Raw genomic sequence first — 24861 nt, 5'->3', positions numbered from 1 at the left:
TCACTCCGCTGGTGCTATAGGCTACGGCCGCCTAAGTCTGCGCAAGGGCCTGTTGCTGCCTTCCTAGAGCCCTTGGCGCCCTTCAGTGCGGTATCGGAGTACGGGAGTTCTACTTGCGCTGTCGCGTCGCCCTGCGCTGCGCTGCGTCTAAGATCGCTTGGATGGTCGCCTCGCCACGCTGAACTGCTGAGCGTCTTGCCTTGGGTCTTAGCGCGTTCCAAGCCTGCCTGACTGCGCTCGATCAGCAAGCACGCTTCACCCCCGGCGACGGCGGCCAACATCGTTAGCATCATCGTCCCAGCCGGCGATGCCAAGTGCATCTTGCCGAGCTGGAGCACTACAACTTCGATCTAGCGCTCGACCAGCATCTTGACCGTCTGCCTCACGTCCAGTGCATCGCGGCCCAACTGGTCGAGCTTGGAGACGACTAGCGTCTCGCTTGGACGGATGCGGCCCAAAAGCACCTTGAACTGCGGGCGCTCCGCTGCCTTCGTAGAGCCACTGACGCCAGTGTCCGTGAACCAGAAGACGTCCTGGATCACGTACTCGGTGCGCTCTATTTCGAGCCACTGGTTGGTAATGTCCTCTTGCAGCCAATGCTGGCAGAGCGCCTGGTGCTGCTGCGTCCCGGTCGTGCTCGTAACCCTGGAAGCCGTTGCCGCGCAGGCTGCGGAGCTGCGCCGGTGAAACAATGTGAGAGTTTTCCATGTCGTTGCAAGGTTACAATACTGCTTTAAAGCGCCATGAACTTTCTCGCAGACGAGCGGCTCCTCCTTTCCATCCAGCTGGAACACCTTCCAATGAATTACATGCTTTCGCTTGCCGAGATTGCCGCTTGGCAGATCGCTTCGGCGCCCGCCCAAATGGGTACGATGGTCGCCGCGTTGCCGGCACTGCAGCGGGGCGCCGTGTGGAAGGTGAAGCAAATTGAAGAGTTATGGGATTCTATGCTGCGCCAGTTTCCCATCGGCGCTTTCATAGTCTCGCCAATCGATGCAGAACGAGGACACCAGCGATTCAAGCTGCAGCAGGATGGCCTGCCGGAGGCGTCGCACCATCTGCTCGACGGGCAGCAACGCGCCACCGGCATCGCGCTGGGATTTGCCGACGTGTGGAAAGGCACGGCGACCGATAGCCCAGTGCGTTCGGCCTGCTGGATCGACTTGGGAACCGCGCCAAGCGGGCGAGACGTCGACTTCGTTGCCCGTGTCCAGACCCAAGCCCATCCATGGGGCTACAGCCGTACTGACCCGGATGCGCGGCTGCCTCAAAACAAGATTCGGGCCGCGATTAAGGCTTTCCAAGCCGTCAACCCGGAACACCATGAGACGCGGCCGGAGGCCTTCCCCCTGACGCTGACCTGGCCATGGGATAGTGTTGCCCCGGTGCCGTTGCCTATGCTGCTTAGCGCACTCGACGCAGCAGGCGGGGACGTACCTGCCGCAATCAAGCTGGCATGGGACCGCGTCCAGACGCTCCCGATGTTCAACGCGACCACGCTGCTCGACGAGCAGGAAGCTGGCGACGAGGACTCTGCGATCGATACTGCGCGAGGCCACTTAGAGGCATGCCGCAATAGCATCACTGCCGCCTTCCTAGACGAGCTCTCCCCTCTTGGCTTGCGCCTGCACGACCTGATGTCGCGGCTCGCGCTACTACTGGCGTCCGATACGCCCTACCGGATTCCGGTGTTGCACCTCGAGCTTGATGAGACGACCAGCTTCACGGTCAGGCCGCAACTGCCGCCTGGTGACTCGTCCAAAAAGGATCCGGTCGAGCTCCTGTTCGTGCGCATTAACAGCGCAGGGACGCCACTCGGCGGGGAAGAGCTTGTCTATTCCCTCTTGAAGTCGGCGTGGGTTGAAGCTCCTGCCTTCGTCGAAACCCTGGTCCACAAGCCTGCCGGACCGGCACGTATCGCGATGCTGTGCATCAGGCTCGTGTTAGCCCGGCAGCAGCGGTTGGGCCCCGTCAGCAGCTCCACTTCCAAGCGCTTTGCGTTTCCGGCCAGCCTAAGCGTGGATGAGTTCAGGCGCCTGATGCGGGGGCACGAAAGCGCCTCCTTCCAGGACGGACTGCGGCGCTACATTAAGGAAGAGGCCGCAGGTACCTTCGAGGGCGCTTGGCAGTTTTTGGCTGATAGCAAGAATTCGTTCGCCCTGCCCCGTGTCGTGGCTGCCGAACTTGCTCAGAAAGCGCCTGACGTCTTCTTCCTCCTGCTGGCCTGGCTCGACCGGCTGACTGAACTCGGCAGCTCCGCCGACAGGCAGTCGGCGATCCAGCACCGACGCACCCTCGGCTTCCTTACTGCGGTTGCCTGGTTCGGCCTCGACAAAACCAAGGCCGTGGCCATGTTATGGGACACGCTTCAAGCCGAGACGGACGCCGGCAAGCTGCTCGACTTCTTCAACCGCAGGCATTTCTCCCAGATCTGCCGTCTCGACGAGCGCCTGGATCTGCATATGATCCCCTTGGTAGGCGCAGATGAGCTTGATCTCATCTGCAAGAAACGGATCACCGGCTACTTCGGATGTCAGGACACGATCACGCGACAGGATAGCCGTATCTGGAAGGATTGGGGGTGGTATGGATCGTTCGTCGAGCCTGCCGCAGCCGAACTTAAAACCTTCTATAGCGCCAAGCTCTACCCCACTAAGACTTCCACCGATGGCAGCGACATCGATGTCCCGGAATCAGCCCTCACCGCCTGCGACCACTTCCTCGGCGTGCTATGGAATTGTCATCCAATCCTGCTGTTCGCCCAGCGTAAATGGCTCGCAAACTGGTTCCCGCATTTTAATCCTGCCCTGCCCGAGTTCATGGAGGACAAGAATCGTCCATGGGACTACGACCACATTCATCCGCAAAGCTATCTGCGTAGCGAGGGCGGGAACGCCTTGCGCGGGATGCCGCAGGTCATAAAGGACTGGCATGGCTCGATTGGCAACCTGCGCGCCTGGCCTCTCGAAATCAACCGTTCCGACAGCGATAGCACGCCCGAACTCAAGCTCGACAGCGTAGCACCGATCGAGCGCCGCTACGGTCTAACCCAGCAGAAGCACAAACTGGAGGCGTCGTTTGTCGAGAAAGACGAACTGGTGCGCTGGCAAGAGAGCCTGCCCGCACATTCGGACAAGTGGTATCTGAAGGCGCCAGGGGCACACGACGAACGCTGTGCGCTTGTACGGGCCATCGTCGGCCGATTCAACCGTATCTATCGCGAATGGTATCAAACCTTGCGTTTGGCCGATCTTCAATAGGGCGATTCTTCATGGTTGCACGATACTTACAACGCCCAAGCAGGAAACGGGCGGCTATGCCGTTATTTGCCTAGTCTGCTTTTGGCCCTATGGTGTTGCTCATGACCAGCTCGCTGCGCAACCATCACCTTGAGTTCGCTATTACGCTACCAGCGTCACTTCACCGTCACGTCGCCGTCACCGGAACAGAATCCGGTAACAGCAAGTGACGCTAAAAAGCGTTTGCGGGTGCCAGACATGACCTGGTCGGTCAGGGAAAGACTTTAGCCTCGACTCCTCCAAACGAAGAACGGCTGCCCGCTGATGAACAGTTGACGCACTGCTGACGCAGCGGTTGACGCAGTTTCGTATGCGTCAGCGTTGGGGAACGTAGGCACAGCGAAGTTTGGCCATGTCGCAATATGTGGCCACATATGCTCGAGATAGCCGGTCTGGCTACAGTTAAAGGCGCCTGCCACTGGTACAAGACTACCTCCTCCGCCATCACAAGGTTACACGCCTCCGAGACACTAAGATGGCTGCTCTCGCGCGGCGGCCCCCCCCAAACCATAGCTATCTCTTCTTGAGTCAGTTCGCGTTTAGTACTTATGCGCATAAATTCTTCCTCGAAAGTGAGCAACGCACCCGGTGTAGCTACAGCCGAGTTGCCGCGTGTGAAATCACAAAGCCACTTGACCAGGTGTTACGGACATTGGACAAGCTAACGCCCCATGAGTTCGCTCACCTTACGGGCAATAACAGGATGAATAAGACGTCCCGGTGATCCTCTATCCATTGCACTCTGTTGCCCCCACAACTCTTGTAAAAGTGCGACCAGCATTTCGCCATACATTTCGATGTACCTGTGGATCTGCGAAGCGGTCTTTTCTGACACTGAATGCAGGATATCGGAGTGCCCACCGCCACCTAATCGCATGTACGTGGCGGTACGTTTAGCAGGCAGGAGTCGCCGGGCAACGGGCTCGCTTGAGCGCGAACAGGTGCCTTTCCAAATCGAGCGGGATTTCCATGCGCGACCTGGCATACGGCACCAGGTCCAGACCGGCAAGCAACTCGCGTCTCTCCTGATAAAAAAACTCGATGTACGGAACGAGAGCACAGAAAGTGTCGTCGTCAACAACGTCGCCGATCTTCCGTTGATATAGCAGGTTGCAATAGGCCGACCGTACTTTCCTGCATCCCGTGCGGCGTGCTGATGGATCACATCGTCAGAAGGGGTCTCACGCAAGCGATATGCCGTATGCGCGAAGTAACTCTTCCAGTGTTCTTCAGCGCGGTCTCGCTGGCCGTTTTCTAGCATCACCTGCGCAAGAAGCGCATGACATTCAGTCGCGCCTTCTTCGAGTGCGGTGGTGAGATAGGCATAGGCCTTTGAAAGATCTTTCCGGATGCGGTTTTCTCCACTCATGAGTAACTCTGCTGCAGTGATACGTGCGTTTAAGTGCCCCAAGTCGGCCGCCTGCATGACCAGCTTTATCCCACGGCGTGGCTCGGCAAGGCGGCCTTTTACCCCGTAGATTATTTCCATTCCCATCAGGTAAACCGCCGAGAGCTCATCGGCCGAATCTGGGCAGTTTCCCTTTTCTGTAGGAGCGAAAACCAGCGGCGCGCTAGGGTCAGCTGCGTTCACGACGTCGGCCGCTCGCGCTACCAGCGCAACTATCTCGTGTAGGGGTGCCGCAAAGAACTCGCGATTATCGGCATGACGCCAGCCGCGTGCCGATAATGCCTCATGGACCCAAGTTTCGGCAGCATTGACGTCGGTTACCGGCTGCTGATAGAGCAAGACGAAGGGCGAAGGCACGCCAGTGGCACCCGATAGCTCAGCCGCGCGCAGGGCCGGCTCGCGTTCAGTTTTGCCGACCTTGCACAGCCCGGGCATCGTCGGGTTCGACAAGATGTACAGATATCCGTGAGGCATCGTATATCACCTCCTACAGTATTATGGTCATTTTAACGCTACCTTGAACGGCCGCTTCCCCCCAAGGCAGCCCCTCAGCAAAAGCTCGCAATGCAGCAGGCGCAACCTAAGCGCTAACGGCTCACACGATCTCTAGACGCTAGCAGCGACGGAAGTTGCTGAAGACAAATTTGACGCAAGCGTGACCGTTGACTGTGCCAGCGGGACACCAGCCGGGGCATGCATAGCACCGCCGAGCCACCTGAATCCATTGGAAGCGGCCTTGAGGCTCCAAGTTCCGCTATGCATCCCCACGACGATGTTCAAGTTGTAGGCGGTTTGCATTGCTTTAATCATGTCCAAGTGCAGTGCGCGGGCTGTGCCCCCGACGAAAAGAGTCGGAGCAAGATGCCCTTTCGGGTCAGCCTGTATGCCGGTCCCGTTAGGGTGCCATTTATGCGCGGTGACCAGCATCCCGATGAAACTCACCATGAGTTCTGGGAAGGGGTTCATGCTTTTACATTCGTGTGCAGCTACCACCAACTCGCTTTTGACAGAAAAAAGGGCTCTCTTCCCGTTAGCATAGCTGGCGCTTATCACGCCTGAAATCGGAGCCCCTTTTACGATCACGACAATGTCTGGAGTGAACTGGATGTCCGGGTCTACGTGTGATGCGATGCGAACTTGCTGCCTGACTTCGAAATCCCCGTCAGATCCCTTCAACGTGACGTAAGAGAAGTTCGTCGGGTTCCCAGACGGAGTTGTCAGGTACCTATACGAGTTTTCTTTGAGATTCTCCGGCGTGACCGTGTATTTCCGGTTTTTATAGAGATTGAGGAGCGCATGCAGACACCCAATCTCGAATGACGCGGAAAGCTCCCGCTCTGTCTTACCCAAGATCAGCTGATGCTCGGCGGCAAAGGAATTCATCAAGTCGAATGCACTTGCCAGCCATATTGGCGGAGGTGCAGGCGGTGTTAGTGGAAGTGCGTTCACTGGTCGACTGGCCTTTCGTCGAGTGCCACACCGGCCATCAAATAGATCAAATCGCGGCAGGTATTGGCATGAAGCCAGTGAACGCTTACATTGAGCTGCTGATTCATCGTGTTGAAATTCCGCTCCGCCGCGTTAACTTGCTGGGCCGACCGTCGGTCGAACACCACGCTCCCATGATGGATCGGAACGAAGGTACCAAGTCCCTCCGGCCCCTCTCGAGCCGCTGACTTTTGCGGTCCCAACACGCGCTGATAGAAGCTGTTGAGAAAGAAGATTACGTGGAAATGGTGGTCCTTCCAGCCAGCGCTCTTCAGAAGCGAAAGGTAGCGGTCTTCACGCTGCACAAGGAAGTCGAGTTCCCTCACCATCGCCTCGACCCTCTGGATGACACCCCGGCGAACCTTACTGTTCAGCTTTTCTAAGATAGGCGTGCAGGCAAATTGCGCAGCAGGTGTCATAGATTAATGCCTGGACGTAGCAGCCATTCGTTTGCCTCTACCAGTACGTGGTTCATTCTTTCAGAGCTCCCATATAGTGGCCAGAGAAGTTATAAATGCAATCATACTTGTGCATTTAATTGTTCACAGTATCGCATCATCGCGTCCGCTTTTGGCCGAGGCTGTGTAAAAACGCGCGGCCAGCGCATTTCCCGGTGTCTGATTACCATTTCAAGCCCTGCGACAACGTCATAGCGGCCGTGTTGGAAGGCGGACTTTCACGGAGACTATGTCTGACAACGCTTTACACAGCTTGGGCCAGGGCTCACCGTCAGAACGCATTGGGCCGATAATCCTGCCATGCTAGCTCCGTGCCACAATTGTCATACGGGGCCGTCGTGGAAACTGCTGGGTCAACGCCGCAATGGAGAGCTTCTTTTCCACGCGCGAGACCGAGCGCCTGAGCAAAAAGCACTACCGGACCAGGGATAATTTACGCGCTGACGTGTTCGACTATATCAAAAGGTTCTACAATCCACGCCGACGTCATTCCACTATCGGCTGTATCAGCCCAGTACAATTTGAAAATCTAAAATGCGCCGAGCGAAAGTGTCCGTGACGATGGGGGAATGCGAATTAGGCCCGAGCCCCTGAACTCGACCTTACCCGCAACGCTTCGTACAACTGTGCCGGACCCAACAAGATGTCCTTTAGCCCGTCGCGCACCCGCTCTGAACCCAGCGCCTGAGTGCTCATGATCGTGTGCGCATCTAGCGCATCCATAATGGCGTGCATCAGCGCATCCTTCAGGTCGGGCGAGTTCGCGAACTGTTCTTTGCTATTGCTCGCCGCTTGCTTCATCAGGGTTTCGTTCTCCAAGAGCTTGCCCTTAAGGACACCATTCACGTAGACCAGCTGGTCGTCGTCGGTTAGCTCGCCCTCGAACAAGCCGTTTACCTTCTGGATGATGTCGGCAAGGTAGGCCTGCTGCTTCTCCTGAACCGAACCACTGCCCACTGCGTCCATCGGAGGCAGCTTGTAGCTCCCATCCTCGTTCAAGTTCATCGCTTGCTTACCCGTCTTCTTTAGTGTGTGATGGGTGAGCACTACTTTCGACAAGTCCACCGTGTCGCGCTCGCGACCGAACTCCAGTAGGGGGATAAGCCGCTTGTAGAACAGGAAGCGCTTTTCGATGTCGGTGTTCCCGTAGTCGAAAATCTGCGACAGGAACGCGTATAGGCGCACATAGGCACCCATGTCGTTCTTGAACAGGATAAGCGCATCAAGCACATCCTTGGCCGCTTGGGCAACCTTGTCGTCGCCTTGGACCTCGGCCGCGGCCTTGTCTTGCTGCGCCGCTTTGTAACGCTTGAGCAGGCGGTCTGCCACTGGCGCAAGGGCAGCGCTCAGCTGTGCCTGCGTTCCCTTTGGATCGAGCTCTACCTTCGCGACGCGGTCTACCTCGAACTCGTCGTAATTGCCGGTCGCGTCGAGCTTCGCCCTCAAGTCATAGACCAGGTGTGGATCGGTCGTGGCTTCCAGCTCGGCGGTCTCGTAATAGGTCTTGAAGGCCCTCAGGATTTCACCCGCTTCGTTGACGAAGTCCAAGATGTAGGTCGTGTCCTTGCCCGGATACGCACGGTTCAGGCGCGACAGCGTCTGCACTGCCTGGATGCCGCCCAACATCTTGTCGACGTACATGCCGCACAGCAGCGGCTGGTCGAAGCCAGTTTGGAACTTGTTCGCCACCAGCAGAAGGTGATATTCCGGTTCGGCGAAAGCGTCGCGGATGTCCCGGCCCTTGAGGCCTGGATTCAGGTCTTTGCTTGTTTCCGTCACTGGTGTGGGGTAGCTGTCCAGGTCATTGACCTCGCCAGAGAATGCCGTCAGCACACCAAGGGGGTAGTTCTGCTTGATGATGTATGCGCGAATAGCCTTCTGCCAGCGTACCGCCTCCTTGCGGCTGCCCACCACGACCATCGCCTTGGCGCGACCATCCAGCAGGGTTTGCACATTTTCGCGGTAATGCTCAACGACGACCTGCACCTTTTGCGAGATGTTGTAGGGGTGTAGCCGGACCCACTGCATGATCCCCTTCATCGCGGCGTTGCGCTCTACTTCCGTTTCGTCGTAATCCTGACCATCGTGGGCGAGCTTGAAAGCGAGTTTGTAGGTCGTGTAGTTCTTCAGTACGTCGAGGATGAAGCCTTCCTCGATCGCCTGACGCATCGAGTACACATGGAAGGGTTGGGGCAACCCGTCCGCTCCGGGCCGGCCGAACAGCTCGAGCGTCTTCTGCTTGGGCGTGGCGGTAAAGGCCACGTAGGTCAGCCCTTTCGCTCCGGTTCGTGCTTCCATCTGTGCGGCAAGCAGCGCTTCGGTATCGACGGCTCCGCCATCCTGGAGCTCGGCCCATTCCTCGGCGGAGAGTAACTGCTTGAGCTTTGCCGCGGCTTCGCCCGTCTGTGAGCTGTGCGCCTCGTCAGCAATCACAGCGAAATGCTTGCCCTCAGTAGCCGCCAGCTCCTGCACAGCCTGCAGGGCGAACGGGAAAGTCTGGATGGTGCAGACAATAATCTTCTTGCCGTCCTTGAGCGCCTGCGAGAGCTGTGCGCTTTTGCTGCCGTGTTCGTTGGTGATGGATGCCACGACGCCAGTGGTGCGCTCAAAGTCGAAGATGGCTTCCCGCAGCTGCGAATCGAGCACGGTGCGGTCACTCACCACCAATACGCTGTCGAACATTTTTTTGTGCGAAGCGTCGTGCAGATCGGCCAGAAAGTGCGCGGTCCAGGCAATCGAGTTGGTCTTGCCCGATCCGGCTGAATGCTGAATCAGATAGCGGTGGCCGGCACCGTTAGCGAGCACATCGGCGACCAGGTTGCGCGTTGCATCGAGCTGATGATAGCGCGGGAAAATGACGCTCTTGAGCTGTTTCTTGTCGTCGCGCTTGCCGATCAGGTAGCGATGCAAAATGTCCAGCCAGCTCTCGCGCGCCCAGACCTCTTCCCACAGATAGGAAGTGGCAATGCCATCAGGATTGGGGGCGTTGCCAGCTGCGCCTGCGTTACCGCGGTTAAACGGCAGGAAAACAGTAGCCAGGCCGGCCAGCTTGGTCGTCATCATTACTTCGGACTGGCTGACAGCAAAATGCACCAGCGCGCCCCCGGGGAAGCCCAGCAGCGGCTCCACCAACCCGCCCTTAGGCTGGGGATGGCGGTCAAAACGGTACTGGTCCACCGCGTCCTGCACGCTCTGCGTGAAGTCGGATTTCAATTCGGCCGTGGCAACCGCGATACCATTGAGGAACAACACCAGATCCAGCTCGGCTTTGGTATTGTTTGGCGAATGGCACACCTGTCGTACCACGCGTAGGCGATTCGCAGCGTAGTGCGCCTGGATAGCCGTGTTGATGGCCAACGCGGGCTTGAACTGCGCCAGCATTAACGGCTCTTTCAGACCCAGCATCTCCACGCCACGGCGTAGCACATCCAGCGTACCCCGCTCGTTGAGGTTTTTGCGAACGCGCTCGGCTAATACCGAAGGCAGCGCTAATCCGTGCGACTTGCTCAGGTGCTGGTAGCTATGGGGCTGGGTGCTTTCGATCCACGTGAGCAAATCGGGCAAAAACAGCCCGTTGGTACGGTCGAATAAAGCTGCGTCACCCTCGGCATACAGCCATCCGCTGGCGCCCAGGTGCTGGCAGATTTCCTCCTCGAAGTGGTGCTCCTGGTGCAGATTCATCTGGTTCATGGCTGTCCCTCTTGTTCGTCTTATTTTTTGGCGTATTTGTCGTCGGATAGCCGCTTAGTTTTCGACGTAGCTGCGCTGAAGCAGCGGCTTTGCACGCTCAAGGTCCGCAACGTTTCGCAGGCACAGCTCTAAGTCGCCAGTGCCCCAATGACCCACCTGACTAACGTCGCGACTGAAGCCCTCTTCCAGTGCCACCGTCGCTGGCTCAAGCTTGAGTGTGATGAGCAAGCGGTTTGGATACACGATCACACAGGCGAAGTTCTTCAAGCGACGGAAAGCGATGTAGAGCTTGAGGGGCTTCTCTTGCACGTCATCGCCTAACGCGCTCAGGAAGTCGATCGTCTGCGCGTACAGGGCACTAATCTCGGGATTGGCCTGCTGCAGTTGCTCGTCTAGCGACTTGTCCTTGCCGCCCTGCTTGGGCTGCGCAGCTTCGAGGGGTTGTTCAGCGGCCGCTTGAGGCTTTGTGGCCATCGCATCGGGCACGCTCTGGGTGTTCACCAGCTCCAGCAACAACAAGTCATCGCCGAAGAGCTTGTAGCGGATAAGCTCGATGTTACGGGGGATTTGCTGCACCGCATACTGGTCGTAGCGCGTAAAGTCGGCAGCGATGCACAAGAGGCGCGTACCGCTCCATTCAATACGCTCGGCCACTTCCTTGCCTAGCTTTTCCATTACTAGCCAACGGAATTCAGCCTGATGGTCCAGCAGCCAGTCGAGATAGAACAGGCCTTGATTTATGACATTCTCGTTGCTGTAGCGCTTGTACTCAACGATGACCGGGCAGCCATTCTCGTCCAGGCCCAGGGAGTCGATGCGGCCCTTGTGCGTTTTGCCGGTGGCGTATTCGCTGGCGAGGAAGCGCACGCCCAAGAACGTTTCCATTTGGCCCTCGATGAGGGTCTGCAGGGTCTTCTCCAATGGTGCAGCTTGGCTGGCAAGTTCAGTTACGGCGCCGCTACCATGCAGACGGAAGAGTTGGATGTCGCTCATGCGGCGATGGCGTCCAAGCTTGCGGCCGCAGCCTGCGGCCTAGTACCGCGCACGTCGATTTGGCCGGTAACGGCGGCGGTGATGAGGGCAGAGCGGCGTTCATTGAGCAGGTTCACAGCCCGCTCAGCTTCGGTCTTAAGGAGGTCAAGTCTGTTGGTTTCGTTGATGATGAACTCCGCAATCTTTGCCTGCTCATCGGGTGGCGGTGCTGGCACTTGCAAGTTACGGATTTCTTCCACGTTCACTCGTTTGAACGTCGAACCCACCATAATATTTTTCAACTGCTCGACAACGATGCTTGAGCGAATCACAGCTTGCATAAAATCGCTGGACCAATCCTCATAAAGTGGGCGTAGCAAGCACACATCCTGTCCCATAGCAAAAGGGGGATGAAGCTCGTTGACCTGAGCGACTTCACCAACAGTAGCATTGCGACTGAAGATGAGGTCGCCGGGTAATGGCTTTCGGCCACCTTCAATCAATTGCTCATAGAAGTGGCGCGTCGTTCGCTTGGCAGTATCAAGTGAAACGAATCTGGACTGTACTTCCCGGATGCTTGCCAATGGATAGCCGTCGTCCACGAACTCGGCTGTGATGTGCTTGCAGTCCGTGACACTCCAGTATCGCTTGAGAGCCGCGACCTCCCAATGCACCGGCACCTCCCCCAGCCATTCCACTCCAGAATCCTTCATCGGGACGTTGGGGTTGAGGCCGCGTGCCACGGCGTGCGAGATGATGGCCTGGCGCTTTTCGGCCAGCAAGGCGATGAGCTTTTCCTGCTCGGCAATAAGCACGTCGATTTTGGCGGTTTCGCGGTCAAGGAAGGCGGCGATGCCCATTTGCTCAGCAAGTGGGGGCAATGGACAGGGTATCGTCCCCAGTAAGTCAAGATTCAAGCCGTCGCGGAGGTCTCCCCCGGCCATATTCCGAATATTTTGATAGTTGCAAACGAGCCACCAGTAGAGGCATCTTGCATCAATTCGCTCAGACGGAACGATTGCCGCCATGGACTGGTTACACGTGGACGCAAACATCAGCTGAGCAACCATACCTTTGGTCTTGCCTTGCCCTGCTAGCGCCATAACAAGCGCACCTGGAGGTATCCATTTCGCGTTGCTATTCTCGAAGGCCTTTTGGGTGATGTAAGCTGAAGCTTCATATATACGCCCATCATTTACAGCACCTGAGTTTAGCCAGGGAATAGTGCCGCCTTCCCAAAACTCTAACTTGTTCTTATCTGGCGTTCCTCCCGAGTACCGGTGGCACAGCCACTTCAGGTTCGCAGTACTCCAATGAGCAGGCAACTCCGCCGCCCAGCTAAAACCGCCAGCCTTGTACTCTGCATATCGCCGCAAACTCATTCCGCCAACTCCTCCAGCATCTTCATGATGTTGGCCGAGACAGCCTTCAACTCTTCGTCGATAGAATGCAGGCTGCGCAGCGGCTCGAAGACATAGAAGTGGCGATTGAACGGAATCGCGTAGCCGACCTTGCTCTTCTCTTCTTCAACCCAAGAATCGGGCGCGTGAGGCAGCACTTCGCGCTCGAAATAGGCCCGAATATCCTCGGTCAGCGGCACATTCTCGGTGTCGCGCAGCGCGCTGTCAGGCTGTGGCTTACCCTTCTGCTTGCCCTTCACGCCCAGCACCAGCTCGTCGGCACCGTCGCGCAATGGCCTCTCGATCGTGACCGTGGTGTAGCCGAATTCCTCGTTCCTGAAGATGCGCGAAATGGGCACGCGCTTGAGCTTGCCCCCCTCTGGCGCGACCGGTCTATTTTCTGTGCCAGTGACGAGCTGCGGCTCGGTCAACGCGATGCCAGCGGTATCAAACACGGTGACGAGTTCGGCCTCGGTGAAGTCCCCGAACAGGCGCGTGACGGTGGAGATGTGCGTGTCGCTCATCTCTTTGCGCTTGCTTCCCAGGCTCTTGCGCATCTTCTGCCAGAAGCTGCTGGCGTCGATAAGTTGCACATAGCCCTTACGGTCTGCCGGCTTCTTGTTAGACAGAATCCAGACATAGGTTGCAATGCCAGTGTTGTAGAACATGTCCGTGGGCAGGCCGACGATGGCCTCCACCAAGTCGTTCTCCAGCACGTAGCGGCGGATCTCGCTCTCGCCGCTGCCGGCACCGCCGGTGAACAAAGGCGAACCATTGAGCACGATGCCGAAGCGGCTGCCGCCCTCCTGCGCCGGGCGCATCTTCGACAGCAGGTGCATTAGGAACAGCATGGAGCCGTCGGACACGCGCGGCAGACCTGGTCCAAAGCGGCCGTCGAATCCTTTTTGCTCGTGCTCCTGCCGTACCGCCTTCTCAACCCTCTTCCACTCCACGCCAAACGGCGGATTGGACAGCATGTAGTCGAACTTGCGGCTACCGTGCCCGTCGTCGCTTAGAGTATTGCCAGGAACGATATTGGCCACGTCTTGGCCCTTGATGAGCATGTCGGCCTTGCAGATGGCATAGGACTCGTCATTGAGCTCCTGGCCGAACATGGTCAGTCGCGCTTGCGGGTTGTGCTCTAGCAGGTATTCACCCGCTACCGACAGCATGCCGCCAGTGCCGGCTGTCGGGTCATAGATCGTGCGGACCACCGCATTACCCGGCGTAAGCACATCGTCATCTTCGATGAACAGCAGGTTCACCATCAGACGAATGACTTCGCGTGGGGTAAAGTGCTCCCCCGCGGTCTCGTTTGATATTTCGGCGAACTTCCGAATCAACTCCTCGAAAACGTGGCCCATACTGGCGTTGTCCACCACGTCCGGGTGCAGGTCGATATTGGCGAACTTCTCGGTGACGAGGTAAAGCAGGTTGGCCTTCGCCAGACGCTCGACTTGGGTGTAGAAGTCGAAGCGATCGAAGATGTCGCGTGCTGCGGGCGAGAACGCCTGCACGTACGCGTAGAGGTTCTGGCGAATATGGTCCTGGTCGCCCAGCAGTTTGACCAAGTTCAATTGCGAGGTGTTGTAGAAGCTCTGGCCGGCTTTGCGGAGCAGGAAGGGATCCGGGTTCAGGCCTGCCTTGGTCTTGGCGTCGAATTCCGCCAGCACGGCTGGCTTTGTGGCTTCGAGTACACAGTCAAGCCGGCGCAGCACGGTGAACGGGAGGATGACTTTGCCGTATTCGCTCTGCCTGTAATCGCCGCGCAGAAGGTCCGCGACTGACCAGATAAAGGACGACAACGCTTGCTGATTCATTTGTTTCCCGACTAATCGAATTTAGTTTTGCTAAATCGAAACATTAACATCTCCAGTCATCGACGGCACGGAGAAGTTCGGGAAATCAGCGGGAAAGTAACCCAGGCGTAACCCAGCAGACTAGTGCCGAGCTCGGTTACTGAGGTAAGTACTTGAAAAGATGGTGCGGCTGGCTGGGATCGAACCAGCGACCCTTGGCTTCGGAGGCCAATACTCTATCCACTGAGCTACAGCCGCACGGGGGAACTTGTCGAGGAACTCCACCGGGAAAACTCCCCGCGGAACGCCTGAGCGATGCGAAGGATACCGTCTTTCGCGGTCCGCGTCCATGGAAAGGTATAACTCCCTCACAATGCATGTGCCATGCGGAATCTTTTGAGACTATAATCGCCGGTTGGCGGCCTTTGCAAAAAGTCATGCAGAAAGCACAAGCGCCGGGTAGCAGGTTTTTTTAATCGTATTAAGGAAATCATGAGCGACGCACACAATGAACAATCGTTTATCCGGACGCCCAAGCAACTGATCGGCGTAGTCGCAGGCTTCTTCCTGGTAATCGTCATCGGCATCATCCTGCTGGTCGTGTTTGTCACCAGCGACAGCCTGGAAGGCGCCGGCACCAACAGCAATGCGCCGGAAGCGATCGCGGCGCGCATGCGTCCAGTCGCGGAGGAAGGCTTCACGCTGATCGACGCGAATGCGCCGAAGGTGCTGCAAGCGGGCGGCGCGGTCTACACCGCCGTGTGCGCTGCCTGCCACGCCACCGGTGCCGCCGGCGCACCAAAGACTGGTGTTGCCGCCGACTGGACCGCGCGCTTCGCGCAGGGCTACGACACGCTGGTCAAGCATGCCATCGAAGGCATCCGCGCCATGCCGGCTAAGGGCGGCAACCCGGACCTGGACAATCTCGAAGTCGAACGCGCCGTCGTGTACATGGCCAACCAGAGCGGCGCCAAGTTCAAGGAACCGGCAGCGCCGGCCGCCCCTGCCGCGGCCCCGGCTGCGGGAACCGAAGTCGCCGCTGCGCCGGCTGCGGTGAACGCAGCCACGGCCTCGCCGGTTGCCGGTACCCCGGCCAGCGCCACCCCAACGGCGCCCGCCACGTCGGCAACCCCGGCTGCCCCGGCCGCCGCCGCCCCCGCTGCTGGTCCGGCCGTCGCGAGCGCCGACGCCGGCAAGGCCCTTTACAACAGCGCCTGCATTGCGTGCCACGGCGCCGGTATCGCCGGCGCGCCGAAGCTGGCCGACAAGGCCAACTGGGCGCCGCGCATCCAGCAAGGCAATGCCGTGCTGTACGAACACGCGATCAAGGGCTACCAGGGCAAGGCCGGCGTGATGCCGCCAAAAGGCGGTTCCAGCGCGCCGGACGCCGATGTCAAGGCCGCCGTGGACTTCATGGTGGCATCGTCGCGTTGAGCGAAGTCATTCTTCAGGTCACCCACCGCCCTATCGGGCGGTTTTTTTTGTTCTGCAACCTGTAGAGACTGGAACATAAAAAAAAGATAAGAAGCTTATATAGCGAATAATCTTCGTAAAACATCCGACAATGTTGTGTTGTATTTGAAAAAAATATTGAGTAGGACCCTTCCTACATCTGTTCAATAATTTTGCTTTGGCGTAATCTTCAGAAATTCCTTGGGGCAATACTTTATTCCCCACAGTAACTTCTTTGAAGACGGCCATGACACTCCCACTCCAGAACTTTGCAATGCGAATCGCCGCAATCGCGGTATTCGGTACCACCCTTGCCGCCTGCGGCGGTGGCGGCGCAGACTCGAATGCAAGCGTGGCACCGGCGACGTCGACCGGCCCGGGCGCATCTACCGTGTCGACCTCCCCTTCGCTGACCACGAATGGCACCGCGCCAGTTGCCGGCGCGACGACCACAGACGGCACGCCCGTCGCGGTCACCACGGCGCCTCCGGTCACGGCGCCGGTCGTTGTCTCCGAGCCGGTCGCGTCTGCCCTTACCACTGCGACTACGCCAACGGTCACGACCTACAGCGTGTTCGGCGTTGTCACAAACGTCCGCGTCGAGAACACTTCCGCCGTCGCCCAGCAAAACCTGCCGGTGACCTTTGGCCAGGTGTTTGTCGTCGGCCACCTGATGCCGGCCGATTCGCTGGTCGGCAGTTTCGACAACGGCACCAGCATCCCGCTGCAGATCGACGTCAAGGCGACCCACCCTGACGGTTCGGTGCGCCATGGTGTGGTTTCCGGCATCGTCCCGAGCCTGGCCGCAGGCGAAGGCCGCACGCTGTCGCTGATGAAATCGAATGCCCCGCATGCTGCCGGCCTGGGCCCGCAGGAACTCCTGAACAACGGCTTCAGCTCGTCCGTGCATGCCACCATCGCTGGCGTGAAGTACTACGCATCGGCCGACGACCTGATCAAGACTGGCGCCCCTTACCAGACCTGGCTGTCGGGCGGGGTCGCCAACGAGTGGCATGTCTCAACCCCGCTGACGACGGCCGACGGCGTCGCCCACCCGCACCTGACCGCGCGGTTCGCGATCCGCTGGTATGACGCCATCAAGAAGGCGCGCGTCGACGTCACCATCGAAAACGCCTGGGCCTACGAACCGAACCCGCAAAACATCACCTATGACGCCGAAGTCATGGTGCGCGGCGTGCTCGTGTATTCGAAGCCTGCGCTGAACCACCTGCACCACGCCCGCTGGCGCAAGGTGTTCTGGTGGGGCGGCGACGCTGGCCAAGCCTATGTGAAGCACAACACGGCGTACCTGATCGCCAGCCGCGCCGTGCCGAACTACGACCAAAGCGTCAAGATTGCCGAATCCGAGCTGGCCGCTATCAAGACCAAGTTCAGCGGCGTCGTCACCGAGCCGATGAACGTCGGTCTGGCCGTCAAGGCCATGGCGACCACGGGAGGACGCGGCGACATCGCCCTACTGCCGAGTTGGGCGACCAGTTACCTGCTAAGCATGGACAAGCGCGCCAAGGATGCCACCCTCGGCACTGCCGACTTGGCTGGCAGCTGGTCAATGCACTACCGCGACAAGAATACCGACCGGCCGATTAGCTTGATCGACTTTCCGTACATGACGATTTTGGGTAACCGCGGCGATACGAAGAACCGGGCGACTGGTCAATACGAAGAGTTCCCAAGCTGCCCAAGTACGCTGTGTGCAACGCCTTACACACACGACACCTCGCACCAGGCCAATTTTAACTACCTGCCCTACCTTGTCACGGGTGATTACTATTACCTGGAAGAGCTGCAATTCTGGGCGATGTGGAACGTTTTTCAGAGCAACCCGGGTTACCGCGGCAACATACTAGGCTTGCTGTACAGAAACCAGGTACGCAGCCAGGCGTGGAGCCTGCGTACCTTAGCCGAAGCGGCATATATTACGCCGGATACCGACCGCTTGAAAGAGCATTACAACCGCATCCTGACGAATAATCTCGACTGGTATAACAGCAATTTCTTGAATGGCGGTGCAAGCGCTAACGCCTTGGGTGTGCTTACCAGCGGTTCGGCCATTGTCTACAGCAGCAAGCTTGGCGTAGCGCCGTGGCAGGACGACTTTTTCACCTCGGCTGTTGGCCATACAGCCGAATTGGGTTACACCAAAGCCCTTCCGCTGCTCCAATGGAAAGCGACCTTCCCGATCGAGCGTATGCTTAGTGAAGGAACGTGTTGGGTGGGTGCGGCAATGTATAAGATGAATGTTCGTGCGACCGAAACGAGCCCACTGTTCAAGACCATGGCCGAGGCGTTCAAGGCTAGTAGCCCGGACTACGTCACTCTAGCCTGCGGCAGCACCGAAATGGCCACCGCGCTCAACCTCAAGGTCGGCGAGATGGACGGTTATGCCACCTCGGTCATGGGTTACCCGGCCAACATGCAGCCGGCACTTGCCTACGCTGCAAGCTTCGGCAACGTTCGCGGTGCCGAAGCCTGGGCCAAGTTCGCAGCACGTCCGGTCAAACCAGACTATTCAAAGGGTGCACAGTTCGCGATCTTGCCGCGCTAAACCAACATACGCACAGAAAGTCCGAAGGGCAGGAGCCCTTCGGCTTTTTTTTAACTGTATTGTCTACAGCTTATTGTAATTTGTATATTGAATGTGAGAAGGAAAATGTGTTATAAGAGCGGCACTTATTAACACAGACCGCGTTGCGACTAGAGGTTACATAGCGGTGCTAGACTGGGAAGAGAATACTGATGGATAATAACGCCGCACCGATGGTCGACGTGACGGTTGTCATGGCCTGCTATAACCGTTCTGATTTGATCCTGCGCGCGCTAGAGAGCATCCGTATCCAACGCATCTGGCCGCAGCAGGTAATCGTCGTTGACGACGCCTCCAAGGACGACTCAGTCATCAAAGTGCGGGACTGGGCCGCCAAAACCGGGTTTCCTGTCGTTGTCGAAGCGCTTGAACGTAACGGTGGCGCTGCGCCGGCACGTAATCGCGGCATTGAACTGGCCGAAACCACCTACATTGCGTTTGTCGACTCAGACGACGAACAGATGGGCGACGCGCTCGGCAAGCTGGCTGCGGCACTCGACTCCAACCCAAGCGCCGTACTATCGTTTGGTGAAGGCACAAAAATTACCCCGACAGAAAGAATCCCCGATGCTATGTTCTGTAGCAAAGTCGATATGGTAAACGAGTGCGAATTGCTGGACCAAGGGAGCCCGCGCTACCGGTTACGCGATGCTAAGAGCACAATGCTCAAAGCTAGTTTGATCCCGACCAGCGGAAGCTTCTTTCGGCGTGCTGACGCTCTCGCCGTTGGAGGCATGCCAGCACAATTTCGTACTGGTGAGGACTGGCTGTTCTGGCTCAAGCTCAGCGAACGGGGCGATTTCATTTATGTTCCTGAGAATTTGGCCTGCGTACACCGCCATGCTGACAACTTGACCCATCCAGGCAGCGCAGCGCAGACCTCCCAACATAAACTGGCCGGTTTCCTCGCATTACTTGATGGCTCTGCCGGCATCCAGATTAACGCGCGACAGCGTGCGAGGCTTAAGGATTTCGCGGACGCGCGTGCCAAGCTACTTCGTTACCAGGCATCCCGCCTCGGACTAGGCCCCTACCTGCACTCGCTGCGCAATTTGCCGCCATCGCGCCGCAAGAGTTTTCTGAGCCACCTGATCGAAGACCCGAAAAGCATGTTGCGTGCTGTCTCTTGCTCGGTGCGACCTGCACCGCCCCCACAAACGCGCTAGGTTGCTTGACCAGCGCGCGGAATCATAGGATCGGTAGCCATCAGGTGTGCCGCACAATGGCGCTGATTCGATAATGCCCATATGCCACGTGCTGCCGGCGCCAAGACCAATGGTTCACCGCCGAGTACGCAATAACCACGCATATCGGGAAAGGGCAGTGATCTTGCCCCGCTATTTCCGGACACAGCTTGATGCTTAGTTAGCGTCAGTTTAATCCGCTTGGATTCACTGGACACTTTGGGGACGAGATTTTGGTAGGTTAAGGTCCAGTTTCATGCCTTTTCAAGTGCCATCTCCCGGGCGAAAGTATCCGGTGCCCGGTTCCCGAGAGCCATGTGGGGACGGCTCTCATTGTAATCCCGGCGCCAGGCTTCGACGACGGCCGGGGCCTCGGCCAGCGACGCGAACCAGTGGACATTCAGGCTTTCGTCGTGTAGCAAGCTGTTGAATGTCTCGATGAAACAGTTATCGGTCGGCTTTCCGAGGCGACTGAAGTCGATCTTGGTGTGGTGGTACGCCCATGAGTTGAGCAGTTGTTCCGAGAATTCGCTGCCGTTGTCGACAAACAGGCATTTCGGTGCCGAACGTTTCTCGACGATGCGATTGAGTGCTGCGACGATGTCTTCGCTGCGCAGGCGATGACCGACGACGATTGCCAGCGATTCCCGGCTATGGATATCGCTGATCGTCAGCAGCCGGATCTTCGTTCCGTCGGCAAGTTGGTCGGCCACGAAATCCATGCTCTAGGCGTCATTGACGCGCAGCGGCTGCATACGTGCCTGCCGTGGCATGGTCGTCTTGCTTCTCTTCTTGCGCCAGGAACGTAGCTGCAACTCCTCAAGACGATACCAGCGATAAGTCTGATTAAACGCCGAGCTGAAACCCTTCGCGCTTAAGAAGCACGTGCAGGCGGCGCTATCCCCATCTCAACCGTACCTGTGCCAGCTCTTTCAGACGCTGCCGCAACAGCAGCTTCGGGTCCTTCGTGCTGTGCAAATATTGGGTGCTGCGCACTTGCTTCATCAGTCTGCAGGCCCGCGCCAGCTTCAGTCCGTAGTGGCTCACGATGTACTTCACCACTTCCCGTTTCAGCGCGGGCCGTTCGACTTTTTTGACGCGACGTCCTGCAGAATCGCTTTATCCAGACTGAGCTCGGCCACCAATTTTTTCAGCCGCACGTTTTCATCCTGCAGGATTTTCAGTTCACGCACGCCTTCCACCTGGATGCCGGCGTACTGCGTCTTCCAGCGATAAAACGTCTGCTCAGATATGCCCAGCTGGCGCACGATGTCGCTCACCGCCATGCCAAGTTCTGCCTGCCTGAGAATCGAAACAATCTGTTCCGCTGGGAAGCGTTTCCGTTTCATGATCGTCCTTCTTCCCAAGGAAAAGTTGGACCAAAGCTCATCTAGGAAGTTGTCCAGTTTTGTCGGGGAAGATCAATGCCATAGTGTGTGCATCACAGTCATAAGTACGAGAGACCTATCGAAGCTGCAATTAAAACAACAGACAAGCTATTAGTAGATTTACGCCTAGTTTCCCTTAAGGTATATTTGTTGTCATAAAACTGTCATAAATCGTGCGGTCACGGGACCAGTACGTCTGCTGACGTCATCGCAGAGAAGTGACGACAATACGAAAGAAATTCATGTCCAGTTCTAAGTTTTCCATCAATCTTCATGGTGTTGCGTGGGCGCTGTCCGCAATCATCTCGCTTCTTCTTGTCGCGAGCATGCTTGGACAGATCAGCCGCCTCGAATTTGGGCGTGATTCTGTCTACGGCCTGGTACAACTTTTTAATGTAAATCTTGAGAACAACGTTCCGACATTTTTTTCTGCGTTCATGCTCATTAGCAGTGCTGTCTTAGCAGCAATTGTTGGCCGCTCCTACAAGCAGAACAGGAAAAACGATAGCCGCTTCTGGTTTGTACTTGCTGCCGGCTTCCTGTTTCTCGGTTACGACGAGGTCTTCCAAGTGCACGAACAACTAGGCCCTCCAATGCGCGTGCTGTTGGGCGGGGGTGATCTAGGTTTCCTCTACTTCGGGTGGGTCGTACCTGGCATGATCATTGTTTGTGTTGTCGCTTTATTCTTTATGAGGTTCCTGTTTCGGTTGCCGACGCAAACTCGCGGCTGGTTACTTTTCTCGGGATGCCTATACTTTGGGGGCTGTCTTGGCATGGAAATGGTCAGCGGGAGATATTTCGAGTTGTACCGCCAGGACGATCTCATGTACAACATTTTGACCACAATTGAAGAAGGTCTCGAAATGACCGGTGCGGCTACGCTCATCTATACCTTGCTAAAACATATCAGTCTCTCCAGCACAAAGATTGGCTTCCAGATAGGCGGAACTGAGCTAGTTTTAGAGCCAAACTAACTATTGCCATGCCAAATCAAGTCCGCTTCCGGTTGAGAACTGGAGGTGGTCATGGCATCGATTAATCCCGTTTTTAGTGCTTGCTAAAAGTAGAAGTTGAGCGGCAAGTTCCAGTTTCTGTCTGGCGTGATACCGCCACGCACCACAGGATCGATCATGATCCTAGGTCCACAACCAGTTGGTGCAAACTCTTATATTTCGTCGTGCTATCAACGACAGCACCCATGCCGAAGAACTTGAAGTACCACTTGTACAAGGTGACGTTGCTAATGCCGTGCTCGCGGCAAGCGCCCGATAGAGCTGCCGGCTTCGGCCTGCCTGGGATAAAGATGATCTGCCTTTTGGTAAAGCGGGAGTCTTCAGATGGAGCTTTCCGTGCCCTAAGTAGAAAATTCTACTTAGGGCACGCGCTCTTTTTGCAAAGGATTAGCGGCAACACCATCCCGTAATGACCTTGACGCACTAGCTATGAAGTTGCGTTCAACTTCATGGGGCAGCACACGACAAGGTCGCTGCAAGCACTACCCTCCTTATTACCAGATGATCACGCGGTCCTTCGGCGCCAGGTACATCTTGTCGCCCTGCTTCACCTTGAAGGCTTCGTAGAAGCCCGGCTGGTTCTTCAGGGTGCCGTTGGCGCGGAACTGGCCCGGCGCGTGCGGGTCGGTCTTCACTTGGGCGATCTGGGCCGGCTCGCGCATCTTGGTGCGCCACACCTGGGCCCAGCCCATGTACAGGCGCTGCTCGCCGGTAAAGCCGTTGATCACCGGCGCTTTTTTCCCCTTGAGCGAGATTTTATACGCCTTGGCGGCGATCGCCAGGCCCGAGTTGTCGGCAATGTTTTCGCCCAGCGTCAGTTCGCCGTTGACCTTATAGCCCGGCAGCGGGCTGTAGGCGCTGTACTGGTCCACCAGCATCTTGGCCTTGGCCTTGAAGTTCTTGTGGTCCGACGGGCTCCACCAGTCGCGCAGGTTGCCGTTGCCGTCGTACTGGGCGCCTTGGTCGTCGAAGCCGTGGCTGATCTCGTGGCCGATGACGGCGCCGATGCCGCCGTAATTCACCGCATCGTCGGCATTCGCGTCAAAGAACGGCGGCTGCAGGATCGAGGCCGGGAACACGATCTCGTTCAGTTCCGGGTTGTAGTAGGCGTTCACGGTCTGCGGCGTCATACCCCACTCGTCGCGGTCGATCGGCTTGCCCAGCTTGTTCAGTTCGCGGTTGTACTCGACTTCGCGCGAGCGCATCACGTTGCCGACCAAGTCGTCACGCTTGACGCTCAGGGCCGAATAGTCCTTCCACTTGTTCGGGTAGCCGATCTTCGGGGTGAACTTGGCCAGCTTGGCTTGCGCTTCCTTCTTGGTTGCCGGGCTCATCCAGTCGAGGGTATCGATCGAGTCCTTGTAGGCCGCCAGCAGGTTGGCCACCAGCTTTTCCATGCGCGCCTTGCGCTCGGCCGGGAAGTGCTCTTTCACGTACTGCTTGCCGACCGCTTCGCCCAGGCCGCGCTCGACGACGCCGACGCCGCGCTTCCAGCGCGGCTCGTTCTGCGGCGCGCCCGACAGCGTGGTGCCGTAGAAGGCGAAACGCTGGTCGACGAAGGCCTTCGACAGGTAGCTGGCGTAGGCGTCGACCAGGTGCATCTGCAGGTAGGCCTTCCAGGTGTCCAGCGGCGTCTTGCCGGCCAGTTGCGCGAAGCCCTTCAGGTAGGTCGGCTGGCTGACGATGACATACGAGGCCTTGCCGCTGATGCCGGCGCCGTCCATCCACGACTTCCAGTCGAAGCCCGGCGCGAGTTCGGCCAGTTTCGACAGTTCGACCTTGTTGTAGGTCTTGACCGGGTCGCGGTTCTCGACCTTGGTCCACTGCACGCGGGCGATCTCGGTTTCGAAAGCGAGGATGGCCTTGGCGTTGGCGGCGGCATTCTTGTCGCCGGCCAGGGACAGCATCTTTTCGATGTGCTGGCCATATTTGGCGCGGGCGTCGGCCAGCTTGGCATCATCCGTTTTCAGGTAGTAGTCGCGATCCGGCATGCCCAGGCCTGCCTGGTACAGGTCGGCCACGTATTTGGTTGAATCCTTGGCGTCCTGGTGGATGTAGAACACGACCGGCACGTCCAGGCCCAGTTTCACGTAGCGCGCCAGCAGGGCCGGCAGTTCAGATTTGTCCTTGACGGCGGCGATTTTCGCCAGCTCGGCATTCAGGGGCGAGATGCCCAGCTGTTCCAGGCGCGCTTCATCCATGTAGCTGGCGTAGAAGTCGCCGATCTTCTGGGTGTCGGTGCCGGCGGCGCTCTTTTCGGCAGCGGCGCGCTCGATGATCGTGCGCAGTTGCGGCAGCGTGTCGTCGCGCAGCTTGGCGAACGAGCCCCAGCTCGACTTGTCGGCCGGGATCTCGGTGTTTTTCAGCCACTTGCCGTTCAGGTATTCGAAGAAGTCGTCCTGCGGACGCACGGATGGCTCGATGAATTCGGTGGCGATGCCGGCCGACAGGACCGGGGCCTTGGCGCTCTTCGCACTCGCGCCGGCAGCAGTCGTCTCGGCATTGGCAACGCTCGCCACCAGGGCCAGCGTCAATGCGCTCAGCAGATATTGTTTTTTCATGTGTCTCTCTCTTGTCCGTTATGTTTGGTCGACCGGATGGAAAACCGGCGCTCGTGGCGCCGGCTTGACTGCAACGCCTCGGCTGGACATCTGCATGTCATGCATATGTCTGCATGGTCACGCTTCCTGTCCAGCCGATCGACG

The 24861-nt window shown here is 57.7% G+C and carries 14 protein-coding genes, 1 tRNA gene and 3 pseudogenes; 6 read left to right on the top strand and 12 right to left on the bottom strand.

All coding sequences use genetic code 11. The annotated features are described in order from the left end of the window. Nucleotides 1–14 precede the first annotated feature (14 nt). A pseudogene (locus tag ACFPN5_RS10160) lies at nucleotides 15–794 on the bottom strand (recombinase family protein). Nucleotides 795–800: 6 nt separating this feature from the next. Here ACFPN5_RS10160 and ACFPN5_RS10155 point away from each other — a divergent pair. Continuing rightward, on the top strand, nucleotides 801–3260 hold the full coding sequence (locus ACFPN5_RS10155; RefSeq protein ID WP_379782764.1) for a GmrSD restriction endonuclease domain-containing protein: 2460 nt from the start codon (nucleotides 801–803) through the stop codon (nucleotides 3258–3260). Nucleotides 3261–3960: 700 nt separating this feature from the next. On the opposite strand, the gene ACFPN5_RS10150 is transcribed toward ACFPN5_RS10155, so the two are convergent. The 3 genes from ACFPN5_RS10150 to ACFPN5_RS10140 form a co-directional block, all read right to left on the bottom strand. After that, nucleotides 3961–5181 carry a GIY-YIG nuclease family protein gene (locus tag ACFPN5_RS10150; protein ID WP_379782762.1) on the bottom strand — a complete coding sequence of 407 codons (1221 nt, stop codon included), beginning with the start codon at nucleotides 5179–5181 and terminating at the stop codon, nucleotides 3961–3963. Between the two features lie 132 nt (nucleotides 5182–5313). Beyond that, nucleotides 5314–6090, bottom strand: coding sequence for a hypothetical protein (locus tag ACFPN5_RS10145; RefSeq protein WP_379782760.1), 777 nt, complete (start codon nucleotides 6088–6090; stop codon nucleotides 5314–5316). A gap of 62 nt (nucleotides 6091–6152) precedes the next feature. Then, nucleotides 6153–6614, bottom strand: a complete 462-nt coding sequence (locus ACFPN5_RS10140; RefSeq protein WP_379782758.1) for a hypothetical protein — start codon at nucleotides 6612–6614, stop codon at nucleotides 6153–6155. Between the two features lie 373 nt (nucleotides 6615–6987). Here ACFPN5_RS10140 and ACFPN5_RS10135 point away from each other — a divergent pair. Continuing rightward, nucleotides 6988–7212: pseudogene (locus ACFPN5_RS10135) on the top strand (IS3 family transposase); the annotation flags it as partial. A 17-nt stretch (nucleotides 7213–7229) separates the two neighbouring features. Here the strand turns inward: ACFPN5_RS10135 and ACFPN5_RS10130 are convergent. The 5 genes from ACFPN5_RS10130 to ACFPN5_RS10110 all read right to left on the bottom strand — a co-directional run bounded on the left by ACFPN5_RS10130 (nucleotide 7230) and on the right by ACFPN5_RS10110 (nucleotide 14772). Further along, nucleotides 7230–10343 (bottom strand): type I restriction endonuclease subunit R, encoded by a 3114-nt coding sequence (locus ACFPN5_RS10130; RefSeq protein WP_379782756.1) that lies wholly within the window; start codon nucleotides 10341–10343, stop codon nucleotides 7230–7232. Between the two features lie 54 nt (nucleotides 10344–10397). Beyond that, nucleotides 10398–11336 carry a DUF5655 domain-containing protein gene (locus tag ACFPN5_RS10125; RefSeq protein ID WP_379782754.1) on the bottom strand — a complete coding sequence of 313 codons (939 nt, stop codon included), beginning with the start codon at nucleotides 11334–11336 and terminating at the stop codon, nucleotides 10398–10400. Continuing rightward, nucleotides 11333–12697, bottom strand: coding sequence for a restriction endonuclease subunit S (locus tag ACFPN5_RS10120; RefSeq protein ID WP_379782752.1), 1365 nt, complete (start codon nucleotides 12695–12697; stop codon nucleotides 11333–11335). Before ACFPN5_RS10120 ends, ACFPN5_RS10125 begins: the two co-directional genes overlap by 4 nt. Continuing rightward, the gene (locus ACFPN5_RS10115) at nucleotides 12694–14535 is read right to left on the bottom strand and encodes a type I restriction-modification system subunit M (RefSeq protein WP_379782750.1); all 1842 of its coding nucleotides are present in this window, start codon (nucleotides 14533–14535) and stop codon (nucleotides 12694–12696) included. Before ACFPN5_RS10115 ends, ACFPN5_RS10120 begins: the two co-directional genes overlap by 4 nt. A 161-nt stretch (nucleotides 14536–14696) precedes the next feature. Then, nucleotides 14697–14772, bottom strand: a tRNA-Arg gene (locus tag ACFPN5_RS10110). Between the two features lie 234 nt (nucleotides 14773–15006). Here ACFPN5_RS10110 and ACFPN5_RS10105 point away from each other — a divergent pair. Further along, entirely contained in the window at nucleotides 15007–15948 is a 942-nt protein-coding gene (locus tag ACFPN5_RS10105) for a c-type cytochrome (RefSeq protein ID WP_379782748.1), read from the top strand. 30 nt (nucleotides 15949–15978) lie between these two features. Here the strand turns inward: ACFPN5_RS10105 and ACFPN5_RS10100 are convergent, their stop codons facing one another. Next, entirely contained in the window at nucleotides 15979–16446 is a 468-nt protein-coding gene (locus ACFPN5_RS10100; RefSeq protein WP_379782746.1) for a hypothetical protein, read from the bottom strand. Between the two features lie 91 nt (nucleotides 16447–16537). Here ACFPN5_RS10100 and ACFPN5_RS10095 point away from each other — a divergent pair, with 91 nt between their 5' ends. Both ACFPN5_RS10095 and ACFPN5_RS10090 read left to right on the top strand, forming a co-directional pair. Next, nucleotides 16538–18532, top strand: a complete 1995-nt coding sequence (locus ACFPN5_RS10095) for a hypothetical protein (RefSeq protein ID WP_379782744.1) — start codon at nucleotides 16538–16540, stop codon at nucleotides 18530–18532. Between the two features lie 191 nt (nucleotides 18533–18723). Then, nucleotides 18724–19737 carry a glycosyltransferase family 2 protein gene (locus tag ACFPN5_RS10090; RefSeq protein ID WP_379782741.1) on the top strand — a complete coding sequence of 338 codons (1014 nt, stop codon included), beginning with the start codon at nucleotides 18724–18726 and terminating at the stop codon, nucleotides 19735–19737. Between the two features lie 272 nt (nucleotides 19738–20009). On the opposite strand, the pseudogene ACFPN5_RS10085 reads toward ACFPN5_RS10090, so the two are convergent. Further along, nucleotides 20010–21104, bottom strand: a pseudogene (locus tag ACFPN5_RS10085) (IS3 family transposase). A 281-nt stretch (nucleotides 21105–21385) separates the two neighbouring features. Between ACFPN5_RS10085 and ACFPN5_RS10080 the strand changes: the two are divergent. Further along, the gene (locus tag ACFPN5_RS10080; RefSeq protein WP_379782738.1) at nucleotides 21386–22117 is read left to right on the top strand and encodes a hypothetical protein; all 732 of its coding nucleotides are present in this window, start codon (nucleotides 21386–21388) and stop codon (nucleotides 22115–22117) included. 533 nt (nucleotides 22118–22650) lie between these two features. Here the strand turns inward: ACFPN5_RS10080 and ACFPN5_RS10075 are convergent. Further along, nucleotides 22651–24717 (bottom strand): M13 family metallopeptidase, encoded by a 2067-nt coding sequence (locus ACFPN5_RS10075; RefSeq protein WP_379782735.1) that lies wholly within the window; start codon nucleotides 24715–24717, stop codon nucleotides 22651–22653. Nucleotides 24718–24861 lie beyond the last annotated feature (144 nt).

Source organism: Massilia niabensis (genome assembly GCF_042655085.1).
Taxonomy (GTDB): Bacteria; Pseudomonadota; Gammaproteobacteria; order Burkholderiales; family Burkholderiaceae_D; genus Telluria; species Telluria niabensis.
The sequence above is the reverse complement of the archived record's forward strand: the minus strand, read 5'-3'. Positions and strand labels throughout refer to the sequence as shown.